Origin of the sequence: Nocardia lijiangensis NBRC 108240 (assembly GCF_001613045.1) — a bacterium.
GTDB lineage: Bacteria > Actinomycetota > Actinomycetes > Mycobacteriales > Mycobacteriaceae > Nocardia > Nocardia lijiangensis.
In genome coordinates, this window is record NZ_BDBP01000068.1 from 36,329 (window position 1) to 59,254 (window position 22,926).

Annotated in this window: 24 protein-coding genes; 9 read left to right on the forward strand and 15 right to left on the reverse strand. The window is 68.1% G+C overall.

Annotation, left to right across the window (positions count from 1 at the left end; translation table 11 throughout):
- Positions 1-127: 127 nt before the first annotated feature.
- The 6 genes from NL1_RS24080 to NL1_RS24105 form a co-directional block, all read right to left on the reverse strand.
- Positions 128-1,840, reverse strand: coding sequence for an acyl-CoA dehydrogenase family protein (locus NL1_RS24080; protein ID WP_084510902.1), 1,713 nt, complete (start codon positions 1,838-1,840; stop codon positions 128-130).
- Positions 1,841-1,987: 147 nt separating this feature from the next.
- Positions 1,988-2,614, reverse strand: coding sequence for a TetR/AcrR family transcriptional regulator (locus NL1_RS24085; protein WP_067843538.1), 627 nt, complete (start codon positions 2,612-2,614; stop codon positions 1,988-1,990).
- A 34-nt stretch (positions 2,615-2,648) separates the two neighbouring features.
- Entirely contained in the window at positions 2,649-3,977 is a 1,329-nt protein-coding gene (locus tag NL1_RS24090) for a pyridoxal-phosphate dependent enzyme (protein WP_067843541.1), read from the reverse strand.
- On the reverse strand, positions 3,977-5,557 hold the full coding sequence (locus NL1_RS24095) for an alanine racemase (RefSeq protein ID WP_067843544.1): 1,581 nt from the start codon (positions 5,555-5,557) through the stop codon (positions 3,977-3,979). Before NL1_RS24095 ends, NL1_RS24090 begins: the two co-directional genes overlap by 1 nt.
- Positions 5,554-6,834 carry a heavy-metal-associated domain-containing protein gene (locus NL1_RS24100; RefSeq protein ID WP_067843548.1) on the reverse strand — a complete coding sequence of 427 codons (1,281 nt, stop codon included), beginning with the start codon at positions 6,832-6,834 and terminating at the stop codon, positions 5,554-5,556. The genes NL1_RS24095 and NL1_RS24100 overlap by 4 nt, the downstream gene beginning before the upstream one ends.
- Positions 6,831-8,150 (reverse strand): aminotransferase class V-fold PLP-dependent enzyme, encoded by a 1,320-nt coding sequence (locus NL1_RS24105; protein WP_084510903.1) that lies wholly within the window; start codon positions 8,148-8,150, stop codon positions 6,831-6,833. The genes NL1_RS24100 and NL1_RS24105 overlap by 4 nt, the downstream gene beginning before the upstream one ends.
- A 118-nt stretch (positions 8,151-8,268) precedes the next feature.
- Here NL1_RS24105 and NL1_RS24110 point away from each other — a divergent pair, with 118 nt between their 5' ends.
- Positions 8,269-8,700 (forward strand): pyridoxamine 5'-phosphate oxidase family protein, encoded by a 432-nt coding sequence (locus tag NL1_RS24110; protein WP_067843554.1) that lies wholly within the window; start codon positions 8,269-8,271, stop codon positions 8,698-8,700.
- Positions 8,701-8,710: 10 nt separating this feature from the next.
- Here the strand turns inward: NL1_RS24110 and NL1_RS24115 are convergent, their stop codons facing one another.
- The 3 genes from NL1_RS24115 to NL1_RS38650 all read right to left on the reverse strand — a co-directional run bounded on the left by NL1_RS24115 (position 8,711) and on the right by NL1_RS38650 (position 11,148).
- The gene (locus tag NL1_RS24115) at positions 8,711-9,145 is read right to left on the reverse strand and encodes a CBS domain-containing protein (RefSeq protein WP_067843609.1); all 435 of its coding nucleotides are present in this window, start codon (positions 9,143-9,145) and stop codon (positions 8,711-8,713) included.
- Between the two features lie 116 nt (positions 9,146-9,261).
- Positions 9,262-10,521, reverse strand: coding sequence for a PucR family transcriptional regulator (locus tag NL1_RS24120; RefSeq protein ID WP_084510904.1), 1,260 nt, complete (start codon positions 10,519-10,521; stop codon positions 9,262-9,264).
- A gap of 450 nt (positions 10,522-10,971) precedes the next feature.
- Positions 10,972-11,148 carry a hypothetical protein gene (locus NL1_RS38650; protein ID WP_169813603.1) on the reverse strand — a complete coding sequence of 59 codons (177 nt, stop codon included), beginning with the start codon at positions 11,146-11,148 and terminating at the stop codon, positions 10,972-10,974.
- Positions 11,149-11,606: 458 nt separating this feature from the next.
- On the opposite strand from NL1_RS38650, the gene NL1_RS24125 reads away from it, so the two are divergent.
- Genes NL1_RS24125 through NL1_RS24140 form a run of 4 tightly spaced genes read left to right on the forward strand, consistent with a single transcriptional unit; the run spans position 11,607 to position 14,916 of the window.
- The gene (locus NL1_RS24125) at positions 11,607-11,831 is read left to right on the forward strand and encodes a ferredoxin (protein ID WP_067843557.1); all 225 of its coding nucleotides are present in this window, start codon (positions 11,607-11,609) and stop codon (positions 11,829-11,831) included.
- Positions 11,831-12,382 carry a nuclear transport factor 2-like protein gene (locus NL1_RS24130; protein ID WP_067843560.1) on the forward strand — a complete coding sequence of 184 codons (552 nt, stop codon included), beginning with the start codon at positions 11,831-11,833 and terminating at the stop codon, positions 12,380-12,382. The genes NL1_RS24125 and NL1_RS24130 overlap by 1 nt, the downstream gene beginning before the upstream one ends.
- A gap of 5 nt (positions 12,383-12,387) precedes the next feature.
- Positions 12,388-13,638, forward strand: a complete 1,251-nt coding sequence (locus tag NL1_RS24135; RefSeq protein WP_156095015.1) for a hypothetical protein — start codon at positions 12,388-12,390, stop codon at positions 13,636-13,638.
- A 51-nt stretch (positions 13,639-13,689) separates the two neighbouring features.
- On the forward strand, positions 13,690-14,916 hold the full coding sequence (locus NL1_RS24140; RefSeq protein ID WP_067843563.1) for a cytochrome P450: 1,227 nt from the start codon (positions 13,690-13,692) through the stop codon (positions 14,914-14,916).
- Between the two features lie 55 nt (positions 14,917-14,971).
- Here NL1_RS24140 and cyp51 read toward each other — a convergent pair whose 3' ends face one another.
- On the reverse strand, positions 14,972-16,348 hold the full coding sequence (gene cyp51, locus NL1_RS24145) for a lanosterol 14-alpha demethylase (protein ID WP_067843631.1): 1,377 nt from the start codon (positions 16,346-16,348) through the stop codon (positions 14,972-14,974).
- A gap of 164 nt (positions 16,349-16,512) precedes the next feature.
- Here cyp51 and NL1_RS24150 point away from each other — a divergent pair, with 164 nt between their 5' ends.
- Both NL1_RS24150 and NL1_RS39945 read left to right on the forward strand, forming a co-directional pair.
- A complete protein-coding gene (locus NL1_RS24150) occupies positions 16,513-16,962 on the forward strand; it encodes an MCE family protein (RefSeq protein ID WP_067843566.1) in 450 nt (149 codons plus the stop codon).
- Between the two features lie 96 nt (positions 16,963-17,058).
- Positions 17,059-17,184: a hypothetical protein gene (locus tag NL1_RS39945; RefSeq protein ID WP_281180854.1), complete on the forward strand. Its 126-nt coding sequence runs from the start codon at positions 17,059-17,061 to the stop codon at positions 17,182-17,184.
- Between the two features lie 42 nt (positions 17,185-17,226).
- Here the strand turns inward: NL1_RS39945 and NL1_RS24155 are convergent, their stop codons facing one another.
- Together NL1_RS24155 and NL1_RS24160 are read right to left on the reverse strand one after the other, a co-directional pair.
- Positions 17,227-17,463: a hypothetical protein gene (locus NL1_RS24155; RefSeq protein ID WP_067843569.1), complete on the reverse strand. Its 237-nt coding sequence runs from the start codon at positions 17,461-17,463 to the stop codon at positions 17,227-17,229.
- A gap of 325 nt (positions 17,464-17,788) precedes the next feature.
- On the reverse strand, positions 17,789-18,586 hold the full coding sequence (locus NL1_RS24160; RefSeq protein ID WP_067843574.1) for an SAM-dependent methyltransferase: 798 nt from the start codon (positions 18,584-18,586) through the stop codon (positions 17,789-17,791).
- 363 nt (positions 18,587-18,949) lie between these two features.
- Between NL1_RS24160 and NL1_RS24165 the strand changes: the two genes are divergently transcribed.
- The gene (locus NL1_RS24165; protein ID WP_067843577.1) at positions 18,950-19,174 is read left to right on the forward strand and encodes a DUF397 domain-containing protein; all 225 of its coding nucleotides are present in this window, start codon (positions 18,950-18,952) and stop codon (positions 19,172-19,174) included.
- Positions 19,175-19,263: 89 nt separating this feature from the next.
- Entirely contained in the window at positions 19,264-20,157 is an 894-nt protein-coding gene (locus NL1_RS24170) for a Sco1979 family transcriptional regulator (RefSeq protein ID WP_156095016.1), read from the forward strand.
- Between the two features lie 368 nt (positions 20,158-20,525).
- Here the strand turns inward: NL1_RS24170 and NL1_RS24175 are convergent, their stop codons facing one another.
- The 3 genes from NL1_RS24175 to NL1_RS24185 all read right to left on the reverse strand — a co-directional run bounded on the left by NL1_RS24175 (position 20,526) and on the right by NL1_RS24185 (position 22,589).
- Entirely contained in the window at positions 20,526-20,753 is a 228-nt protein-coding gene (locus NL1_RS24175; protein WP_067843579.1) for a hypothetical protein, read from the reverse strand.
- 655 nt (positions 20,754-21,408) lie between these two features.
- A complete protein-coding gene (locus tag NL1_RS24180; protein ID WP_067843581.1) occupies positions 21,409-22,068 on the reverse strand; it encodes an NAD(P)H-binding protein in 660 nt (219 codons plus the stop codon).
- Between the two features lie 32 nt (positions 22,069-22,100).
- Complete coding sequence (locus NL1_RS24185) at positions 22,101-22,589, reverse strand: DUF2599 domain-containing protein (protein ID WP_067843585.1); 489 nt, start codon at positions 22,587-22,589, stop codon at positions 22,101-22,103.
- Positions 22,590-22,926: the final 337 nt, after the last annotated feature.

The window sequence follows — 22,926 nt, forward strand, 5'->3', positions numbered from 1 at the left end:
CCTGCGCACCGCCCGGCTGCTCCTCGACCGTAGGGCTGGCAAACGACTTGTGAGCGGCATCGCAGTGCGGACGGTGCTGCTCGCCGGGGCCGTGGCCGGACCGACGAGCAGCAGGCGCGCGCGAGAGTTACGGGTTCATCCGGTACGCGCCCGCGTGGCTCAGCACTTCCGCGTACACGCGGTCGGCCCGCGCGTCGTCGGCGATCGGCTTGCGCAATGAGCCGAGAGCCCATTCCTGTTGCGCCGCAGTGGACGACGACTTGCCGAACACCCCGAGGGCGTAGGCCGAGAAGTCGCGGACGAACAGCTCGAAGATGGCGTCCACGAGGTCGTCGGGGGTGTCCGCGATCGTCGCCTGCTCCAGAATCAGCTGGCCGTAGGGCAGCAGGGTGAACTGCTCGCCGACGGCCAGCTGGTAGTCCAGATCCGTCAGCTGCGCGTCGGTCGCGGGGGCCTGCACCGGGAATTGGACGAATCGCTCCGCCTGTTCCAGGAACAGCGCGACATTCGGCAGGTGGCGATAGCCGGCGAACGCCGCCCGCCAGTCGGCGAAGCGCACCTTGCCGAGCCCGGCCGCGCCGGGCTGGCGGAACAGCGCCTCGTCGTCGCCCGCGTCGCGGCGCACCGGCACCGGCGGCAGGTCGGCGGCGTTGTAGAGGAAGCTCGGCATGAATTTCAGTGTGAGCGCCATGTTCACGTGCGCGGTGCCTTCGAGGCGCGGCATGGAGTCGATGGTGCCGCGCGCCACCGCAAAGTAGGTGTCCTTCTCGAAACCCTTGGCGGAGATGACATCCGAGAGCTCACGGAAGACGCGCTCGCCCTCGCGGGTCACCTTCATCTTGCCGATCGAGTTGAACATGACGAAACGCCGGTCCTCCGGGGTCGATTCGCGCATGTAGTCGATGGCTCGCTCGTGGTAGAGCTTCATGGCGGTGATGCGAATGTAGTTGTCGGACAGAATCTGTCGCACCTGATCGAAATCGGTGACCGGGTGTCCGAACAGGATCTTGTTCGCGGCCTGATCGACGGTCTCGTAGAAACAGTGCTGCACGATGCCGAGGGTGACCATGCCGATGTTGAACTTGCCGCAGTTGATCGCGGCCAGCGCGACGTCGAAGGCCTTGCGGCCGGTGTGCAGCACGTCGTCGGCGGCGACCGGGTAGTCGGTCAGATCGTAGGCGCTCACGTAGTTCTGGCCGTGGATGACGTTCTTGACCAGCGCGTAGCGAGGGTGGTTGCTGTCGGCGAGGAACCAGACGTAGGCGTCGGGGCCCTCGATGTCGGTGCGGCGCCCGATGGTCGGCACCAGCCGCGCGACATTGCCGTTGCCGATGTAGTACTTGCTCCCGCTAGCGGTGAAACCGCCCGCGCCGTCGGGGGTGAGCAGCATGTCGGTGGAGTAGATGTCGGCGCCGTGATCCTTTTCGGACAGGCCGAAGGCGACGATGCCGCCGCGGTCCAGTTCCTCGGCGGCGCGGGCGTGCGCCTTGTCGTTGGCGCTCTGCCAGATGGTGGCCAGGCCGAGGGTCGACACGCCCCACGCGTACCAGTACTGGGCGCCGTAGAACCCGGTGATCTCGTTGAACTTGGAGATGAAGGCGGTGTCCCAGCGCTTGTCCGGATCGCCGCCCGCGTGCGCCTTCGGGGTGGCCATGTAGGCGAGAATCCTCGACTCCTTCAGGAACGCCATCCAGTCGTCGTACCACTCGCCGCGGTGCGCGTCGGCGGTGAGCGCTTCTTTGCCCTTGCTCTCGAAGAACTCGACGAGTGAGGTCAGCAGCCGCCGGGTCGTCGGGTCGAACTCCGCGAAGGTGTCGGTCGTCGGATTGAACAAGGGCATGGCTTCAGCGCCTTTCATCTGAGGGCAGATGCCATCAATTTAGAAGTGATGGCACCTGCCGTCAAATGTCGGCCACGAGTGGCCGGGCCGCGGACGACAAAAGGCCCGCGCGCCTCGGGGAGGCGGCGGGCCGTGGGAAACGCGGGATCAGGAGGCGTATATCGAGCGGTACGCCGTGAGGGTGGCGACGCAGTGCTCCACGATCTGCTCGCGGGTCGCGCGCAGCGAACCGTTCAGCCACGCGGAGAACATGCCCGCATTGCCGCTGGCCATGCTGACCGCGGCCAGCCGACGCCGGACCGGGTCGGTGATGTGGCCGAACAGGTGGTCCTGGATCAGCCGGGTGAAGGCGGGCATCACGGCGATGGTGGTCTGGCCGAGGCCGGTACTGGAGTACGGCTCGACCAGGAACAGGCGCGACTTGCGGGGATCTTCCAGCACCTTGTCGACGAGGACCTCCGATAGCGCCCGGTCTCGCGACGGGTCGTCGGCCGCGGCGAACGCGGTCATCGGTTCCAGGAACTCGTCGGCGATCTGCCGGTACAGCACGTCGAGCAGTTCGTCGCGGCTGCTGAAACTCTCGTAGAAGTACCGGTCGGTGAGATTGGCGCGGCGGCACACCGCGCGCATCGTGACGCCCGCGGCCCCCGCCTCGCCGATCAGATCCAGGGCGGCCTCCAGCAGCGCTGAGCGCCGCGCCTCCCGGCGCTCGGTGAGCGTCGTGCCACCCCAGATGCGGGGACCGGCGTCCTCTGATTCCTGGCCTGTCTGCACCGATTCACAGTAATGCCTGCCGGGCATCGGCCGTTCAGGCCCCGCTTTCCAGCGCCATCCCGGCGTCGCGCCAGGACACGATGCCGCCGTCCAGGCTCGCCGCGTCGTATCCGGCGTGTCGCGCGAGCGCGGCGAAGCGCAGCGATATCTCACCGACCGGGCACACGAACACCACCGGGCGCGAACGCGGGAACGGGACGCCGTGGGTGAGCATGTCGTCCAGCTGATCGTCGCGGATGTTCACCGCACCGGGCACGTGGCCGATCCGGTAGGCCATCGCGCCCCGGGTGTCGACGATGGTGGGCCGCCCGGTCCGGTCCAGCTCCGCGAGCTCGGTCGGCGTCAGCCGGGGCGTGGCGGCGAGTTCGGCGGCGGTCGGCTCCCTCCGGCGGTCCGGCCTGCCGAACAACTCGGGCCTGCGCTTCTTCAGGTACGACAGATAGGGCTCGAGCCGATCGCAGACGATGATCACCGCGACCACCGGATCGCTCGCGTCGCGCGCCGAAAGATCCAGCGCGCCCAGGGTTTCCAGCGCGGCCGCGTAAGCCGCGCCACTGGTGGGCCCGGCCAGCACGCCGTATCCGGTGGCCAGGCGCAGCGTCGCGTCGACGGCGTCGCCGGACGCGACGGTGACGATGCGGTCGTAGAAATCGGGCTGGAACAGCCCCACGTCCCACATCTCCGTCTCCGAGCGGATTCCCGGGATGAAATCTGATCGCTCGGAAACCACGGCGACCGTGCGCAATTCGGGATTGTGCTTGCGCAGATAGGTCGCGGCTCCGCGGGTGGAGCCGGTGGTGCCGAGCCCGCCGACGAGGTAGTCGACTCGGTCGATGCCGTCGGCCGCCAGGTCCTCGTGGATCTCCCGCCCGGTCCCGAGACAGTGCGCCTCGACGTTCTTCTCGTTGGTGTACTGCGAGGGATGGTGGTAGACGCCGGGCTCTTTCGCCATGGTCGACTCGATCACGGAGTACACGTCGTTCGGCGTGGTCGGGTCAGGGCACTCGGAAAGCCCGGGGAGCTCGACGATGTCGGCGCCGAGCAGCTGCAGCAGATCACGCACCTCGGCCACCTTGATCCGGTTGGTCACCGCCCGCAGCCCGACTCCCTCGAGCGCCCCGAGCACCCGCAGCGCCTTGGCGGTGTTGCCGCTGGACGCCTCGATCAAGGTCTGTCCCGCGGCGGTGATCGCGCCGAGCTCGTCCCGGATCATCCCCCAGGCGACGCGGTCCTTGACCGAGCCGAAGGGGTTGTGCGACTCCAGTTTCGCGTACAGCTCGACGCGCTCGAGTCCGTGGACCGCGGGATCGAGGCGCAGCAGCGGCGTGTTGCCGATCAGTTCGGTGATGTGGTCGTAGCGCATCAGGGCGCCTCGGTTTCGCGCGGCACCGGCGTCCGTCGCGATGCGCGGGGCGGGGTCCGGTGCACGGGCGGCAGGCCCACCGGACTGTGCGGTTCGTAGTCGGTATCGCGGCACACCTGGAAACTGCCCGCGCGATGGGCCACGGCCAGCTTCGCGGGCGGCGGGTGCATCGAGGCCGAGGCTGCCGACAGGTCCATGTGGTAGGCAGCGGTGTTCGGGAAGACGACCAGATCCCCGGACCTGGGGCGCTGCGGCAGCCAGACCTTGTGATTGGTGACGAGATCGCGTTCGAGGCACAGTCGTCCGGCGAAATACACGCCGACCGGCCCGGTTTCGCGCACCGGTCGCAGCGCGGGGGCGGTGTCGGCCGCCGAACGCAACGGGGTGATCGCGCCGTCGTCGTACCGCTCGTCCTTGTCGTGCGCCGCGCTCGGCAGGACGATCGGGTCGACCATCACCTCCTGGTCGGCGGGGGTCACCGCGTCGCGGCTGAGGTCGACGTGCACCAGGAGGGTCCCGTCGCCGAGTTCCTTGACGAACTCGACCCGCGCCACCGTCACACCGGCATGGTCGAGGAGGGCCTTGCCCGGCTCCAGCCAGAGGTCGAGCAGATTGTCCGCGGCGACCTGGGCTACGGTGCGCCCGCCGTGCCGTTCCAGGGGCGCGGTCAGCAGGTCGGCGAGCATCCGGGTGGCCGGAATCGTATTGGCGTACTTGTGGAACACCGGCGTGCCGTGCACCGCTCCGTCGTCGACGTGGTACCCGAAAGTGTTGGCGCCCCAGCTCATCGGCTCGCCGCGGCCGAGCAGCGCGTCGCGCAACGCGCGGACGTAGCCGTCGAACCGGTCGGCGTCGGCGGTGAAGACCTGGCGCAGCCCGCCGCCGAGATCGAGTACGCGAGGGGAGAGCCCGTGCGCGTAAGCCCGTTCGACCAGCGTCAGGCAGGCCTCGACGGCGCGCACCCGTTCGGCGTTCTCACCGGAGTCGATGTGAAAGGCGAAGCCGAGGAACGAAATCCGGCCACGATGGGCGCTGAGCAGGTCCAATGCGCGGTCGACGTGCTCGAGCGGCACCCCGAAGCGGCTCAGCGGCGACCCAGGGAAGCCGGAAACCCGCAGCAGCACCGGTACGGTGGCGCGATCACCGGCCAGCTCGGCGATCCGGCGCAGCTCCCAGAGGTTGTCCACGTTGATCGTCGCGCCGCACTCGATGAGCGTGCGCAGGAACGCCTCGCCCTTCGGTCCGGTCACTTCGATGCGCATCGGCCCGAACCCGGCGCCGATCGCGCTGGCCAGCTCCTGCGGCGAGGCCACATCGATGGCGATGCCTGCGTGTTCGGCGGTGCGGACGAAGGCTCGGGACTGATTGGCCTTGTGCGCGTAGCAGATTCGATACGTCGGCAGCTCCCGGTCCAAGACCGTGCGCAGCTGTTTCAGGTTCTCCGCGAAGACCTGGGGGAAGACCAGGTGCACGGGCAAGCCGAACCGGATCAGGGTCTCGTCCAAGGCGTCGCGGGTATCGAGGAAGGCGCGAACCAGCGGATGGATCTTCGCGGGTAGCGCCGGTAGCGGCGCCGTCATACCGCGGATTCCGAAGGCTGGACGCCGATTTCGACGGGGTCGGGTCGCTGGGCGACGGGGTTGTACCCGCCGTCTCGGATCGCCTCGAATGCCCGCTCCCGGTTGCGCGGGCTGCGAAACTCGGCGACCACCCGTTTGGTGACGAGGTCGATCTCGGCGACCGCGAGCCCCATCGATTCCAGAGTGCCGGTGATGGTGCGGACGCAGTGCTTGCAGTTCATGTCCGGCACGTAGAAGACCCGGTCCTCGGCCATCGCCGGATCGTCGGCGGTGCGCTCGTCCAGCGCCGCGGCGACCTCGACCGGGCGGCAGCCCGCCACGATGCCGGTGAACACCGCGACGAAACGGTCGACCACCACGGCGAGCAGGCTGTAGTGCGCGCCGTCGAGCTGATGCGGCATCGCGGCAAGGCAGGCCGGACGGGTGCCGGGTGGCAGCAGCGCGTACTGGCGGGAGATGAGGTCGAGATCCTCGTGGTATTTGGCGATGGCGTCCGCGACACTCAGGCCCTCGACCGTGGTCGCGCGCCGCATCACCGTGTGCGCGTCGGCGATGGTGGCGTCCTTCATGGCGCGCAGCGTGGCCACCGATTCGGCGGTGTAGCGGACGGTGCCGTCGGGCTGGGTGGCCAGGGTCACCGGGATCATCCCGCGCCGGTAGGTGGAGGCCTGCAACTCCCAGAACCAGCGCGTCGCGATCGCCGCGAAGAGCCCGGAATCCCGCATGCCCCTGGCGAATTCGATCGCGTCGCGATAGGGAGTCTGGCGGGCGAGCAGGGCGTGCTGAGCCAGCGCGCGGCCGGTCGCCTCGATACCGACGCGGAAGATCTCGAGCGGTTCGTGGTCGGTGGTGGTGCCCTCCAGCACGGCGCGGTCGCGGGGGTCGACGCACTCGGCGCGGCGCACCAGCGCGGTATCGGCGCGCAGCGCGTGCCACAGCGCCAGGACGGTCTCGCGCACCGCGATCGGCACCACGGGACCGAGGCCGTCGGAGCGGAAGTGCCCGGTGTTGGGAATTCCGTCGCTGTCGGTCCACGCGATGCGGTGGGTCGCGGTGGTCACCTGGTGCGTGCGGCACGGCCGCATGAATCGCTCCAGATACAGCCGCTGCGAGTAGGTCAGATGGCTGTTCTCCTCGGGAACCACTGCAGCACAGGTGAATTCGATGCGACGGAAATCGGTGGGCACGGGCACCTCGCCGAACAGCCCTGGCTGGGCGAGTCCGGCCAGGACCCGGGACGCCGCCCTGCGGTCGTAGCGCGGGGTGTCGGTATTCACGTGAGCTCCTCGGCAATCGTCGTGACGCAGGCGGTGAACCGGTCGATCTCGTCGAGGGTGTTGTAGACGTGCATGCTGACGCGCACCGAGTCCAGGTCGTCGGCGCCGGGGCCGTCGGCGGGTGTGCAGTGCAGGCCGGTGCGTACCAGGAAGCCCAGCTCGCCCAGCACGAAACCCATGTCGGCCGCGGTGATTCCGGCGATGCGGAACGAGACGATGCCGTAGCCGACCGCGCACCGCGCGTAGGCGGGACCGGGGAGGAATTCCAGCCCGGGTACCGCGCGCAGCCCGTCGACGAGCCGCAGGGTGAGTGCGCGGTTGTGCGCGGCGATGGCCTCGATCCCGAGGGATTCGAGCACGTCGAGCGCGCTGCCGAGCGCGAGGATGCCCGGGATGTTGGGGGTGCCGCCCTCGAGCAGATCCGGCATCCCGGTGCCGGACAGCCCCGATTCGGTGAGCCGCACTCCCGAATTGCCGCCGGGCAGGAAGGGGAGTAGCCGATCGTGAATCCGTCGGTGGCAGTACAGAATTCCGGTGCCCGGCGCGCCGAGCATCTTGTGCGCGGCGAACACCGCGAAGTCGGCGCCGAGCTCGGTCACGTCGACCGGGAGGTGCCCGCCGCTCTGACTGCAGTCGAAGCACAGCAGGACCGACGGATCGATGCGCCCGCGCAGTTCCTCCAGCGTGGTCACCGCGCCGAAGACGTGGTGCAGGTGGCTGGTCACGATCAGCCGGGTGCGCGGGGTGAGCTTGGCGAGGATGTCGGCGGTGTCGGCCTCGCCGAGTTCGGTGGTCCGGTAGGGGATCAGCTCCACGCGGCGGCCGAATCGGGCCAGCAGCCCGCGCAGGTGGTGCCACGGGTGCACGGCGGAGGCGTGATCGCGCGGGTTGTAGAGGATCTCGTCGCCGTCGGCGAGCTCGGCCAACCCCCAGGACAGTGCGATCGCGTTGAGCGCGGCGGTGGCGCCGCCGGTGAAGACGATTTCGTCGGGGTGTTCGGCGCCGAGGAACGCCGCCGTGCGGGCGCGCACCTCCGCTATGCGCGCGGTCAGTTCGGTCGCCCACGGATAGGTGCCGCGACCGGCGTTGGCGGTGCGCGAGGAGTGGTAGCGGTGGATGGTCTCGATGACGGGCAGCGGTTTCTGCGCGGTGGCCGCGCTGTCCAGATAGACCTCGCTCGATTCGGTCAGCGCGGGGAACAGCGCGCGCACGGTGTCGGAGAGGGGCGGTGTCGAAGCGGGGAACCGGTGGCCGGGGGAGTGTCCGCGCGCGGCCGGGGAGCGGGTGAAATACGAGCCTGGCGCCGGTGACCGCAACGTGACGCTCCCTTCACGCCGATGCCATGGACACCACTCAACGATACGCTAAACACTTTTCGTCAGATGATCGAAGATTTCAGCTGGGCAACGTGTTTCACGCGCTAGCCTGGAGCGCATGCCATTGAGCCAGGATGAGCGTCAAGAGTTTCTCGCGCAGCCGCACATCGCGGCGTTGGCCGTCGCGGCGGGTCGGGATCGCGGCCCGCTCAACGTGCCGATCTGGTACCAGTATTCGCCCGGCGCCGAGGTGTGGGTGCTGACCGGCCCGGAGTCGGAGAAGATGCGGTACATCAGGCAGACCGGCCGCTTCAGCCTGATGGTGCAGCGCCTCGAGCCCACGGTGCGCTACGTCAGCGTGGAGGGGCCGGTCACCCGGATCACGCCGATGACCGAGGAGCTGCACCGGGAGATGGTCGCCCGCTACCTGCCGCCGGACAAGGTCGACGCGTACCTCCGGGCCGCCGAGGCGTACGGCGAACAGGTCGTGGTGTCCATGCGACCCGAGCACTGGCTGTCCGCCGACCTCGGCGACCTCACCGCCCTGTAGCGCCGCCCGGTCAGTACCGGCCCTGGAGATAGTCCACCAGGTGCTGGCGTTCGGTCGCGAGCTCCGAGATCGCGCTCTTGACCACGTCGCCGATGCTGACGATGCCGATCAGCTTGCCGTCCCGCACCACCGGCAGATGCCGGATCCGGTGGTCGGTCATGATCCGGCGCAGGCTGTCGACATGGTCGTCGGGGACGCAGGTGCGGACCTCGACGGTCATGATGTCCGCGACATGCGTGTCCAGCAGGTCCGCGCCGAGCTCGTGCAGGCGGCGCACCACATCGCGCTCGGAGACGATGCCCGCGATCCGCATGCCGTCCGGGGACACCACGACCGCGCCGATGTTGTGCTCGGCCAGGGTGCCCAGCAGGCTCCGCACCGTCGTCTCGGGCGTGACCGTGGCGACGTCACTACCTTTCCTGCGCAAGATCTCCGCGATTCGCATACTTTTCACCATCCAGACTCACGGGGTTCCAGGATCGCAAGTTCGGAAGCATGTGACCAGCACGAATCCGCATCGTTGCGCGGTCGCGCCTTATGTCCGCTAGAGGCGTCTGTCCGCTAGAGGCGTCGCGCCACGCTGCGGTCGAGATCTCGGGCCAGCAGGGCGATGGCCGCCTGCGAGATGCCCGCCGAGGTGGCCAGGTCGATGGTGGTCAGCTGCGCGATGCGGCGCAGCCGATAGTCGACGGTGTTCGGGTGCACATACAGCTGACGCGCGGTGAGCTGCCGGTTCATGTCGTTGCCCAGGTAGGCGCGCATCGTGTCGAACAGTTCGGGGTGCGCGTCGAGCGGGTCCAGGATGGTGGCGATGCGCTGTGCAGCGGGTCCGCCGCGGGTGAGCTGGTACTCCACCGCCAGATCGGCCATGTGATACAGCCCGGCGGGGCGGCCGCCCACCCGGACCAGATTCAGCAGCTCGTGGGCCTGCTCGGCGGAATCCGGGATCTGATCGGTGTCGCCGACGACGACGGTGGCGGTGAGCGGGACCTCGGCCCCGGTGGAGAGGGTGTCGAGGAGTTCTGGGGTGAGCGCGGGGGTGTCTTCGCCCAGTGGAATGAGCAGCGTGCCGCCCTTGGTGGAGAGCAGAGCCAGCGCGCGCGAGGGGAAGACGGTGGCCAGCTCGGACTGTAGTCGGCGTAGTTTGCGGCGCGCGGCCACCTGCGCGTCGACCCGCGGATCGCGCTCGTCCGGATGCTCCGGCACCGAGAGCGCCACCACCTGGTACGACTCCGCGATCGGGATGCCCGCCTGCCTGGCAAGCGCGGAGCTGCCGCGCCCGCTGAGCAGCGCGGAGGCCAGCGTCTGCGCCGCGGTCTGGTGCTCGCGGGCGACCAGGTACTGCTCGTCGACGTAGGCGTCGGAGACCGCGGCCGTGATGACCTCGAGCAACTCCAGCACCAGATCGGTCGCGACGATCACCCCGTCCACGTCGTCGGCCTTGGCGCCCTCGGTGACAAGGCCGAACGCGATGCGCAGGCCTTCGTGATAGGCGCGCAGGATGGTGCCGAGCGGCACCGCCTCGCGCGCCCACTGCGCGGCGGCCTCCCTGACCTCGCCGAGCTGGTCGTCGTCGGGCACGGTCCTGCGATCGAACATCTCGGCCGCCAGCGCCAGGCAGAAGCGCGTCACCTTGGTGACATCGCCGCGCATCTGCTCACCGGGCAGCGTGCGGCACGGGGCGACGCAGGTGGCGAAGTAGCCGACCATGCGGGAGGCCACCCCGTCGGTGTTCTGCAGCGGTACCGACGCCGGCTGGCCGCCGATTTCGAGCGCCGTGGCGGACGTGTCGGCGGACAGATCCAGGGCGGTGAAGGTCATAGGTAGTGCTCCAGTGCCACCTCGGACGTAATGGAAATGCGCCCGAATCGTTGCATCACTATACGAAACGGATATGGGCAGGTCGAGGGTTCGATGAGATCCATTGCACCGCAGCATCGTTGTGCGCCGCTCCGAATGCAGGACACGGCGCGGCGGGCGGCTACGGCGCCGAGTGGGGCGTGGCCGGCGGTGCCTCCGCGCGGCCGAGTTGCGCGCGGAGTGTCCGGGACGGTCGGAGGCGAGCGGCGCGCGATGGGGTTCGCCGCTGGAGCGCGGTCGGGTTGCTGTCGACGCCGGTGCTGGTCTTCGGCCGATGCGACGGGTGGGGTCCGGGGCCTCGGGGCGCTGACCCGTGCGAGCAGTAGGTCGAGGCCGTACGGTGCGCCGTGGGCTGCGAGCCGGTCGGGCAACCGAGTCGCCCGCACCGCCCCGCGCCGCGTGAATCGCGGCCTAGTCCGCCCCGTCTTCCGTTGCGCCGCTGCGTATCTCGCGTTCGATCGCGACCGCGGCGTAGTGCTGCCCGCAGGCGCGCAGCTGGGCGATGCGGCGGTGCAGTGCTTCGGTGCCGTAGACGGCGGCGATATCGGCGACGCCGAGCCGGCGGGAGCGATGTAGCGGCTGATCCATGCGAAAAGACCTTCGACTGTTGCGAGGAGTCTCGTGGCAACGCTGGCACGGCTCGGTGAAGCTCCTCTGATGGTGGGGCCGAGTGTAGGACCGTGTTCGATGCAGATGCAAGTGCAGATGCGCGAACATCGCTGTGTGATAACGGTTTTGGCACAGAGTCGTGATCTTGGACGGGCAACTGTCTCGGTCGGTGGCCCGTCGCCGAAGGGGGCGGGAGGGCGCGGAATCCGATGCGAGGCGCCCGTCGCGCTCGTCGTCCGAAAGTGTCGGGTGAGCCGCCGAATCGCTTGTCTCCGAAACCGTTGTTGACCGTCCGCCACGGTGGTAGTGTCCAGACACATGTCCAGCTATCTGTCTCAACGGTTGTATCCGTGACGGGAGGTCTGGATGAACCTGCTCTCGAAATCGAGGTGTGTGATGACAGTCGGGGTGCCAGGGCCGGGTGAGGGGAGCGCGCCGTGAAGATCTCCGTCGATCTCGATCTGTGCCAGGGCCACGCCGTCTGCCAGTCCGAGGCGCCCGCCGTCTTCACCGTGCCCAAGCGCGGTCACGTGGAGATCCTCGATCCCAGCCCGGGGCAGGAACAGCGCGAGGCGGTCGCGAGCGCGATCCGCTACTGCCCGACCAGGGCGCTCTCCCTCGTCGACGACGACGCCGACCACGCCGCGAAAGGTGCACACTGATGGCGACTTACGACCGCGCCGAGCTCGACGAGATGATCCGCCGCTGGATCCTCGAGAACCAGCGCTGCGAGGAGAAGGGCGACTGGAAGCCGCTCGCCGAGATGTACACCGCGGACGCCACCTACGGCTGGAACTACGGTCCCACACAGGAATTCATGGCGGTCGGTCGCGACGAGATCCGCGATGTCGCCCTCGGTCAGGAGATGATGGGCTTGGAGGGCTGGGCCTACCCGTACCAGGAATTCGTGGTCGACGACCGCTCCGGCACGGTGATCGGATTCTGGAAGCAGGTCGCCGACGCGCACCGGCCCGACGGACGCCCGTACAGCCCGGAGGGCATCGGCGGCAGCTGGTTCCGCTACGGCGGCAACTTCCAATGGTCTTGGCAGCGCGACTTCTTCGACTTCGGCAACGTCTCGGCGCTGTTCCTGGAGATGATCACCGACAATGCGCTGACCCCCGGCATGCAGCAGCGGATCGCCCGCTCGACCTCCGGCACGCCGCTGCCCGGCTGGTACCGGGTCGGCGAAGCGCCTGCCGCGCTCTGGTGACGGCGATGAGCGCGACATCGAGCCGCTACGCACGGTTCTCCCGGCCGACGCTGGCCGCGTTGGTGCCCGAATTGCTGCTGTGCGGGCACCTCATCGACCGGTCCGGAATGGCACACTCCCTCGCCGCGTTCGGCAGGACGGGCATGGCGGAGGTGGCCATCGAGGAGTGGCAGCTGGCCAGCCCGGTGTACACGCGCAGGATGCAGCGGGCGCTCGGGTTCGCCGGCGACAGCGTGCCGACCATCTTCAAAGGATTGCAGCTCGACATCGGCGCGCCGCCGCAGTTCATGGATTTCCGCTTCCGCGTGGACGATCGCGATCACGGCGAGTTCTGGCTCGACCACTGCGGCGCGCTAGCCGATGTCGAGCCGATGGGCGAGGACTTCGTCGTGTCGATGTGCCACGACATCGAGGACCCGACCTTCGACGCCACCGCACTGGCCACGAACCCGCACGCACAGGTGCGCCCCATTCACCGGCCGCCCCGGCATCCCGCCGACCGGACGCCGGTCTGCGCCTGGCGAGTCACCATCGATCCGGCGCACGAGCCGCCGCCGACGCCGCGCAACGCCCGCCTCGTCGCCGAGTCCGCCGCCGCGCGTACGGAATTGGCGCCGATCGACCCCGCGCAGGACGGGCTGTCCGATTACGCGGGCCCGCTGCGGAGCGACCTGCGTTTCGCGGACTTCTCGCATTCGGCCCTGGTGCGCATCGCCGAGGAGGTGTGCCTGCAGCAGCATCTGCTCACCCTCGGCTTCGTGCTGGCCGTGCACGCCAGGGCCGACGCGCCGACCGCTACGGCGATCGCGCGCAAGCAGTTCACCGGCATCGCCGGACTCACCGCGGACCGCATCCGGCGCTGCCTGCGGCTCGGTGACGACGCGGACGCCCTCGCCACGGTGCTCGCTGCGCACCCGGCGCTGAATCCCCTGCCCTACACCGGAATCACCATCGATCACACAAATGCCGCTGTGCACCTGCGTATTCCGGTCTCCTCCGGTGCGCAGACCGACGGTGTGTGGCTCGCACTGCTCGACCCTGATCACCTCGCGCCCTTGGAGGCGCTCGCCCGCGCGGTGAACCCGCGCTGGTTCGCCACGGCCGTCGATGCCGGGGACGGCGTGCTGACCGTCGATTTCGAACTCGCCGACACGCCGTTCCGCGAATGCGCCGAGGTGGCGATCACGCGATTCAGCACCGGCGCCGAGTTCGCGTTCGCCGACCGTGGAAAGCCATTGCCGCTCACCGTGGTGTGACGGCCGACGGGTCACATCGTGCCGCAGGGCATTTCATCCCAGGAGATAGATATGAGCGCACCGTCGTTGCCCGCGGGTTTCGACTTCACCGATCCCGCGCTGTGGCAGAACCGCAGCCCCGTCGAGGAATTCGCGCTGCTGCGCCGCACCGAGCCGGTGTGGTGGAACGCCCAGTCCGACGACGCGTCGGGCGGCTTCCGGGACGGGGGCTACTGGGTGGTGAGCAAGCTGGAGGACGTCAAGGAGATATCCCGTCATCCGGAGCTCTACTCCTCGCAGCGCAAGGGCGCGATCATCCGCCTGCCCGGCGACATCACACCGGAGCAGCGGGAACTCACCGGCGCACTGCTGGTCAACATGGACGCGCCCAAGCATTCCAAGATCCGCCGGATCATCTCGAAGGGCTTCACCCCGCGCGCGGTCGAAAGCCTGCGCGCCGCGTTGACCGAGCGGGCCGAGCGCATCGTGCACGCCGCCAAGCGCACGGGCGGTGGCGATTTCGTGCAGCAGGTGGCCTGCGAGCTACCCCTGCAGGCGATCGCCGAACTGCTCGGCGTGCCGCAGGAGGACCGGCGCAAGGTCTTCGACTGGTCCAATCAGATGCTCAACTACGACGACCCCGAGTACGGCGATCCGACCGTGGCCTCGGCCGAAATCCTCGGCTACGCGTGGAATATGGCCGAGCAGCGCCGGGGTCGTCCGGCGCACGACATCGTCTCCGAACTGGTGCACGCCGACATCGACGGCGAAGCGCTGGCCTCCGACGAGTTCGGCTTCTTCGTCATCCTGCTCGCGGTGGCGGGCAACGAGACAACCCGCAACGCCATCACACACGGCATGAAGGCCTTCGTGGATCACCCCGAGCAGTGGGAGATCTACCGCGCGCGTCGGCCGCGCACCGCACCCGACGAGATCGTCCGGTGGGCCACTCCGGTCACCGCGTTCCAGCGCACCGCGACCGAGGATGTCGTGCTCGGCGAACAGCCGATCCGGGCCGGGCAGCGGCTCGGATTGTTCTACAGCTCGGCCAATTTCGACGAGGACGGCTTCGCCGACCCGTTCACCTTCGACATCCTGCGCGATCCGAATCCGCACGTCGGCTTCGGCGGGACGGGCGCACACTACTGCGTCGGCGCGAACCTGGCCCGGCTGGAGATCGACCTGATGTTCAACGCGATCGCGGACGCGATGCCTGCGCTGCGGGAGGTCTCGGATCCGGTGCGGTTGCGGTCGGGCTGGATCAACGGCGTCAAGAGCTGGCAGGTCCGGTACGAGTGAGACGACGCTCGGACGGCCGCGGTGTCGTGCCGCGACCGTTCCGGCCCCCGGGCATTCAGCCGTCCCGCTCGCCCGTGGTCCGCGCGCCGCGCCTGCGGTAGCGCACCCGGCATGGCTGCTGCAACTGCACCACCATCTTCGAGTGGTCGTTGCGGTAGCTGTCCGAGGGCTGGGCCATCTCGAACTCCCAGTCCCGCAGCAGGATCGAGAAGATCGCCTTGAGCTGCATGAGCGCGAACGCGGCGCCGACGCAGCGGTGCCGCCCCGCCCCGAACGGGATCCACGTCCAGCGGTTGACGATGTCTTCCTGATTCGGATCGATGTAGCGGCCGGGGTCGAAGGCGTCCGGATCGGGGAAGTCCTCGGGCAGCCGGTTGGAGATGGCGGGCGTGGCGGCCACGTGATCGCCCGCGGCGATGTGGTGACCGCAGACTTCGAAATCGCCTCTGGCGACCCGCATCAGGATGATCAGCGGCGGATGCAGCCGCAGCGTCTCCTTCAGCACCGCCTCCAAACGCGGAATCTGGCGCAGCGCACCGAAACTCACCGGCGATCCGTCGGCGTACAGGTCGTCGAGTTCCGTGACGACGCTGTCCAGCAGCTCCGGGTGGCGCAGCAGTTCGATCACGGTCCAGGCGGCGGTGCCGGAGGTGGTGTGGTGACCGGCGAACATCATCGAGATGAAGATGCCGGTGATCTCGCTGGCGCTGAACCGCGGATCGCCGTTCTCGTCGGGCACCGAGACGAGCACGTCGAGCATGTCGCGATCGCCGCGCTCGGCGGAGGGATGAGCGGCCCGCTGGTCCATGATCCCCTGGACCAGGTCGACGAGCGCGGCGCGGGCCTCGTCCCTGCGGCGGAAACTCTCGATCGGCGCGTAGGGATCCACGTAGGCCAGCGCGTCGGTACCGCGTTCGAGTTCGTGATAGAGGTGCGCGAACCTGCCGTCCAGTTCGTTGCGGAACTTCACGCCGATCAGGCAGGCGGAGGAGGTATAGATGGTCAGCTCGGCGAAGAAGTCGAGCAGATCGATCTCGCCCGCGTCGTCCCAGCGCGCCAGCATCCGCTCGACCTCGGCGGCGATCGTGGCCGCGTGCCCGCGCATGTGCTCGGCCCGCAGCGCTTGATTGTGCAGCATCTCCTTGCGACGTTCCGGACTGGCGTCGAAGACCACGCCTTCGCCGAAGATCGGCTTCATGAACGGATAGGCCGCGCCCTGGTCGAGGTCCTCGTCGCCGGCGCGGAAGAAGAATTCGTTGGCTTCGGCTCCGGAGAGCAGGATGACCCGCTTGCCCGCGAGCTCGAAGGCGCCGATGTCGCCGCACTCGGCGCGCACCCGGCGCATCAGCGCGATCGGGTCGGAGCGGAACTCCGCGAGGTGTCCGTGCTCGTGCTCGCCGCCGGAGACGCGCTGTGGTTTCACCAGAGTCATCGGAAATCCTTCCACAGATACCTGTCCATACATATGCTGGACACGTGTCTGGACAGTACTACTGTCGACCGGACGCGAGCAAGGGATTCGCGATTCGCGTGATCGCGCGCACGGCCCTGCCGAAGGGGTGAAGAGGTGGACGCACGGCGTAAATTCTGCTCAACGTGCTGGGGCTGGCCGAGACGACCCGCGCGGTCTTCGTCGAGAACGAGCAGCAGCTGGCGACGGCGGCCCGGCTACTACGACCGGGCACCGCGCTGCTGAACGAGTATCGCCCGGTCCTGCGCTGCGTGATCATGGGTGTCACCTCCCTGATGCCGCTGGCGGACGCGATCTTCGGCGGGATGCGGCCGGGGGCGGTGTTCAACACCAACTTCCTGCTGGCCTCGGAGCCGTACCGTTACCCCGAGGATCTGCCGAAGGTCAACGCGACCGGTGGTCCGGACTGTTCCGGTATCGACCAGCGCACTCCGGGTTCGCACGCGGACTATGTCGTGACCGATACCAGTGAAGGCGCGCCGTACGTGCCGTCGACCAGCGCGCGGCTGCACACGAATCCGCAGACGGTGTTCGAGATCTTCTTCGGCGGGCTGCTCGGTGTGGGGCGTCGCTGAGGATCGTCAGCCGTCGAGCAGGTGCGGAAGGCCCGCCTCTCCGCGAGATCGGCTTAGTACCGCTACTTTCCGGGCAAGGGCCAGTTACCGATCCGCATGGCGGAGCTGACCACCGCGGACCTGTTCGACGCGGCGGCGAAGTGGTGGCGCGCCGATCACGGCGACGGCGGGGGCGAGGTGGTGCGCGCGATCGGCAGCATGGTCGCGGGGTTCCGCGTGTGAGCCGGGCGGAAAGGGCTGCGCCGGAATGGTATCCGCGCGCCGCTATTCGTCGTCGAGGCCCGCGGACAAGTACGCCGCAGCGGCGAGCCACTGCCTGCACTGCGGGCCGTGCACCTCGTGGACGTGCAGGATCTCGCGGGCGCGGCGATAGGTGAGACCACCGGGTTCGGCGCCGCAATCGGCGGCGGACACTTCGGTTACGGCGCGTGGCCGCAAGGTCTCGACACCGGCGGCTCCGAAGAGCGCGTCCCGGTGGGGAGTTCGAAATGGCTGACTCATGTCGACCGCCCCTCGCGTCTGGCACTGGGGAGGCGAATTGTCTGGCGACGCCGGCGCGAACTCCCTGGACGCCTCCCGCTTACTCTGCGCCCGAGTTTAGGGCCGCGTACCTTGCAAATGCAAGTACATTTGCACGAACGACCGACAGGTATGGAAACGGCGGCCGTCGACGGCCGCCGTTGTGGCGCAGGGTCTTTCCTGGCGGGCCGAGATATTTCCTGACGTGTCAGTAATTTCACCGCGCGGCGGGAGTAATCAATGACATGTCAGGATATTTCGACGCGCCCGCCCCTTTGCCGACGCGTCGAAATTCGCGCTCCGCGTGTCAGGGTTTCCGCGCGACGGCGCCGTAAGCGGAAATGGGCCGGATCTCGCCTACCTCGGCATCCCCGGCGCGCCACTGGGTGATGGAGGTGAACCCGGGCTCGACCATCTCCAATCCGTCGAAGACGGCGCGAATCTGGGCCTGCGGCCGCGGCACGTACGGCACACCGCCGGTGCCCGTGTAGTTCTCGCAGAGGGTCACATACTCCTTGCTGTCGTCCGTGCCGTCCCACATCACCAGGTAGCTGCCCGACGGCACCGCGTCGAGCACCGTGCGCACGATGCGCAGCAGTTCGTCGTAGGTCTTCGCGTGGCCGAGCACACCCATGAACATGACGCCGATCGGCTTGGTGAAGTTGAGCACGTTCTGCGCGTCGGCGACGATCTGCTCCGTGTCGTGGAAGTCGCAGTCGACGTAGGTGGTGACACCCTCGGGGGTGGTGCTGGTCAGCAGTGCCCTGGCGTGGGTCAGCACCAGCGGATCATTGTCGACGTAAACGATTTTCGAGTCGGGCGCCACGCTCTGTGCCACCTCGTGGGTGTTCTGCATGGTCGGCAGGCCCGTGCCGATGTCGAGGAACTGGCGGATGCCGATCTCGCCTGCCAGGTAGCTGACCGCCCGGATCAGGAACTGGCGCGACTGGACGGCCATCGTGGTGATGTCGGGGTCGACCTCGATGCCCGCGTCACCGGCGACCCTGTCGATTTCGTAGTAGTCCTTACCGCCCATCCAGTAGTTCCAGATTCGCGCGGAATGGGGAATATCGGTCCGGATGAGTGGGGTCTGGTCTTCGGACATTGCGTGAGACTCCTCGAACGTACGTGCGTGGCCGGATGTCCGCCGCCCTTGACCGATGTTCGGGGCGCGCCGCGCGCGTCTGGCTCCGGGTTGTCGCAAATGGACGGTGTATCCGATGTGCTCTGTGACACTACAAGATTCGGGTGGGCCGAGCGGTCCGGATGCACCAGCTGATGACGGTCTATCGGCGACTTCCGAAACTCCGGCCTCAAAGCCGACCGGTAGGTCCGAATTATTCTGCGCCACAGGGTGAACTTCGTGCTATCGTCCGAATGTGGGTGCAAATGCAAGAACGTTTGAGAGTGCATCTGCAAGCACCTAGCGGATAGATCCCTCACACTGGCAGTAACCGAGGAGTGGGAAATGTCAGGTACAACCACACACAAGATCACCGGCGCCTGGCGCAAGAGTTCGTACAGCGGACCCAGTGGCGGCAACTGCGTCGAAGTGGCAGAGGTGTCCAACGGCCTGGTCGCCGTACGTAACTCGCGCGACCCCGAGGGCGCGGTCCTGTTCTACACGCGTCCGGAGATCGACGCTTTCGTTCGCGGCGCAAAGGCCGGAGAGTTCGACGATTTGACTAGCTGAAAGGTAACATTGCGGTCGGTGCGGTGTGTCTTGGAATGACATATATGTGACACACTGGTGGGCAACCCCGAGTATCGGAGACGAACTCCATGATCGCAGAACCCAACGACGACGGCCTCGTGCAATCGGTTGTCGCGGAGCATGGTCCGACTGTGCTGCGGATAGCCCTGGGTGGACAGTTGCGCAAGCTACGCGAGAGTTGCAACATCACTCGCGAGGCCGCGGGTGACGCGATCCGCGGTTCGCACGCCAAGATCAGTCGTCTCGAGTTGGGCCGCACCGGTTTCAAAGAACGCGACATCCGCGATCTCCTAACCCTTTACGGCGTCACCGATCTCGCGGAGCGCGAGCAGTTCCTGGTTCTGGCCAGGCAGGCGAACGAGCCCGGCTGGTGGCATCGGTACAGCGACCTGCTGCCCACGTGGTTCAGCACCTACTTGGGTCTGGAGCAGGCGGCCAACAAGATTCGCACCTACGAGGCGCATCTGGTGCCCGGTCTGCTTCAGACGCCCGAATATGCCAGGGCCGTCCTGGCTCTCGGCTACGACGACGCCGACACCGATCGACGCGTGGCCGTGCGTCAGCGCAGGCAGGAGATCCTGCACCGCACCGATCCGCCGGTCGTCTGGGCGGTGATCGACGAGGCCGCGCTGCACCGTCCGGTGGGCGGCCCGCAGGTGCACCGCGAGCAAATGGAGCACCTCATCGCGCTGGCCGGCCTGCCGAACGTGACCTTGCAGGTCTTGCCGTACTCGGCGGGCGAGCACGCCGCAGCGGGCAGCTCCTTCAGCATCCTGCGCTTCGCTCAACCCGAGCTACCCGACATCGTGTACCTGGAGCACCTGACCAGCGCCCTATACCTGGACCGTCGGCAGGATCTGGCGTTGTATCTGTCGGTGATGGACCGCCTGAGCGTGCAGGCCTTGCCGCCGCAGAAGTCGGTCGAGAAACTGGCGGAGTACGCGGCAGGATCGAGACGTTGACACGGCAGCGCTGAGGATTACCCAGCGCGACTGAGAACTACTCGGCATCGCCGAGGACTCCACGGCGTTCGCCTGCGGCTGGGCAATTCCCGCTGGGGACTGGACTGCGCCGCTGAGGATTGCGAGCGGTCTCTTTTCTGATTCTTGCCACCGTGGGCCGGGGGCCGAAAGCGATTGGCGGCGTGAGCTTCTCGACGTAACCCGAGCGCCGTCGTCGGTTCCGGAGGGCTCGAGGCATCGGCGAGACCGCGATATGTGTGTCGCACGCCCGGGCCCGGCGGACGGAGGTGGTGTCCGGCCGCGCCCTGCGCAGACGAGATTCCTTGGCGCGCAGCGTTGTTCGGCTGCCGCGCCGCGTGATGATCCGGCTACTGCCTGATGAAGGTGGACGCGATGCGCCAGAAGGTCGCCGGCTGCAACGTCTCGAGATCCCAGTCGTCCGCCATGGCGTGCGCCGTGGAGACGATCCGATCGATGTCGAAATCGTTCCGGGTGGCCGCGCCGGTGGACTCGACGGCATCGATGACGAACGCGACTGCTGTTTCTCGCGAGTACGCGGTATTTCTGTGGCCGCTGCGGGCCGACGATGTGCTCATAGTTCTACCGTTCGCTGGCTGGTCGGCCAGTGCGGCGTCGGCGAACCCGAGCCGGCCGCCGGAAAGTGGTTGGTCCATTAGAACGCCCCTGACTGTAGGCGGCAGCAAACCTCCGGCGACTTTGCCCTCGGTTTGCCCACACGGCCTCCCCTGGTTGTCCCCTATATAGCTTTGCGGATACTGAGTTTATGTCCGTGTGCCTTTCAGATGCAAGTACATCTGCACGATCGATTGTATTCGCACGAAAGGTAATTCACAGTTACCGCCGGCGCCGCCGAACGTCCCGACCGGACGGTTCCCCGGATCGGCGTCGCGGCGTCCGGATTCGCCCTTCCCCCAGGGGTCTTCCTTCGCGGGCGAAGCGCACGCTTGGCCAGGTCGGGAGGCATTCGACGCGGTGATGCCGCCTGCCGTGACCGTCGGCGCCTGCGCGCCCGACGGGGCTGGTCGGCGGGTGGTCTTTCCACGGAGTGGAACGTCGTCATTCCGGCGGCGTGCGACGCTGTCTCGGGTGCCGAATCGGCGGCGTCGGGAAATCGTTCCGGATTCGCGACGAAATCGCGGGTGGGCAGGGCCTGGACAAGTGGAGCCGACGGCACCGTCTTTGTGATCCCGTCGGCCGAATCCGGTGCGTCACACAACAATCAGCAATCTATTAGCTACCGATAGCTGCGACCGCGTCGAGCAACGGCGTATCCCCGGCGACGAGGTCGAGCGTGGTGCGCACGGTGTTCGGGGCGGACAACAGGGCGGCGAGGACGGCCGCCACATCGGCGCGGGCAATGCTGTCGCGACCGATCGGTTCGGCGCTGAGCGTGACCCGGCCGGTGCCCTCGGTGTCGAGCAGCCGACCCGGACGCAGGATGGTCCAGTCCAGATCCCGGGCTCGAAGATCGTCCTCGGCTTGGGTTTTGGCATCGAGATAGGCGGCCCAGACCTCGTCGGTGCCCGGCGCGGGCGGACGACCGGCCCCCATGGTGGAGATCTGCACGTAACGGCGCACGCCCGCCTGCTCGGCGGCGTCGGCGAGCAGCACCGCGCCGCCCTTGTCGACGGTGTACTTGCGGGCCGCGCCGCTGCCCGGCCCCGCGCCCGCCGCGAAGACGACGGCATCCGCCCCGGCCAGCGCGGCGGCGAGTGCGGTGCGGTCGGTGCGCTCCAAGTCGAGTACGACGGGACGGGCGCCGGTGCCGGCGACGTCCGCGGCGTGCTCGGGGTTGCGGATCAGGCTCTCGACGGAGTGGCCTGCCGCGGCGAGCGATTCGGCGAGCAGCAGGGCGATCTTGCCGTGTCCACCGGCGATCACGAGGCGCATGGGTGTCCTTTCCGGTAGCGGGTAACGGCTCGTCAGCGTTCGGGTCCGCCCGGGTTGCACGACGCTTGCACGGTGGCCGGGTAGCCGACGGCGGGTCGCCACGGTTCGATGTTCCAGCTCGGCTTGTTCGGCTGGACCAAGCGCGCCCAGTCCCAGTGGCAGATGAACTGGTCGCGCATGCCGGGGGTGTCGGCGGCGGGGGACTGGGCGAGGACCTCCTGCCAGGCCCGCTCGTCCGAGCCGGGATAGGTGGTGCGGCGACCGGGTTCGGAGGGGAAGACGAGCAGGCGAGCGCCGTCCACGTTCTCGGTCCACTCCACGTGATCCACCAGCGGAATGCCCTCGTAGGGGTCGACCGTGGGCTGCGCCGCGAGGGGCGTGCCGGGCGAGTTGGTCGCGATCGCCTGCGGGGTCGGCGCTGCGGCCGGGCTGGTGGACAGCGCAGGTGAACTCGGCGCCGACGTCGCTGCGGTGGAGGTGTCCTCGGCGCCGCAACCGGCGACCGCGAGGGAAAGCAGCACCGCGAATCCCGTCCCGTAAGCAAGGCGCGGTCGCCGCTCGTGTGCTGTCCGCGTCCGCTGTCTCACTATCGATCCCTCCCGAGGCGCTGTCGCGTCCGCGCACCGCGGACGTCTCCGTCGAGCGTAGTCATGCGCGGGCGGGTGAAGTCGGTCGAGAGCCCGCGCACGGCGGGGTGCGCACTCCGCCACGCGACACCGAATGTGGTGTCTTGCCGTACCGGCATCGATCCGGCAATCATCGGTCGATGCAACGTGCACTGGTCATGGCGGGCGTGCTCGGGGTCGTGATCTCGGTGCTCGCGCCCGGCGGCACCGGCGCGGCGAGCCCGGCGGGCCC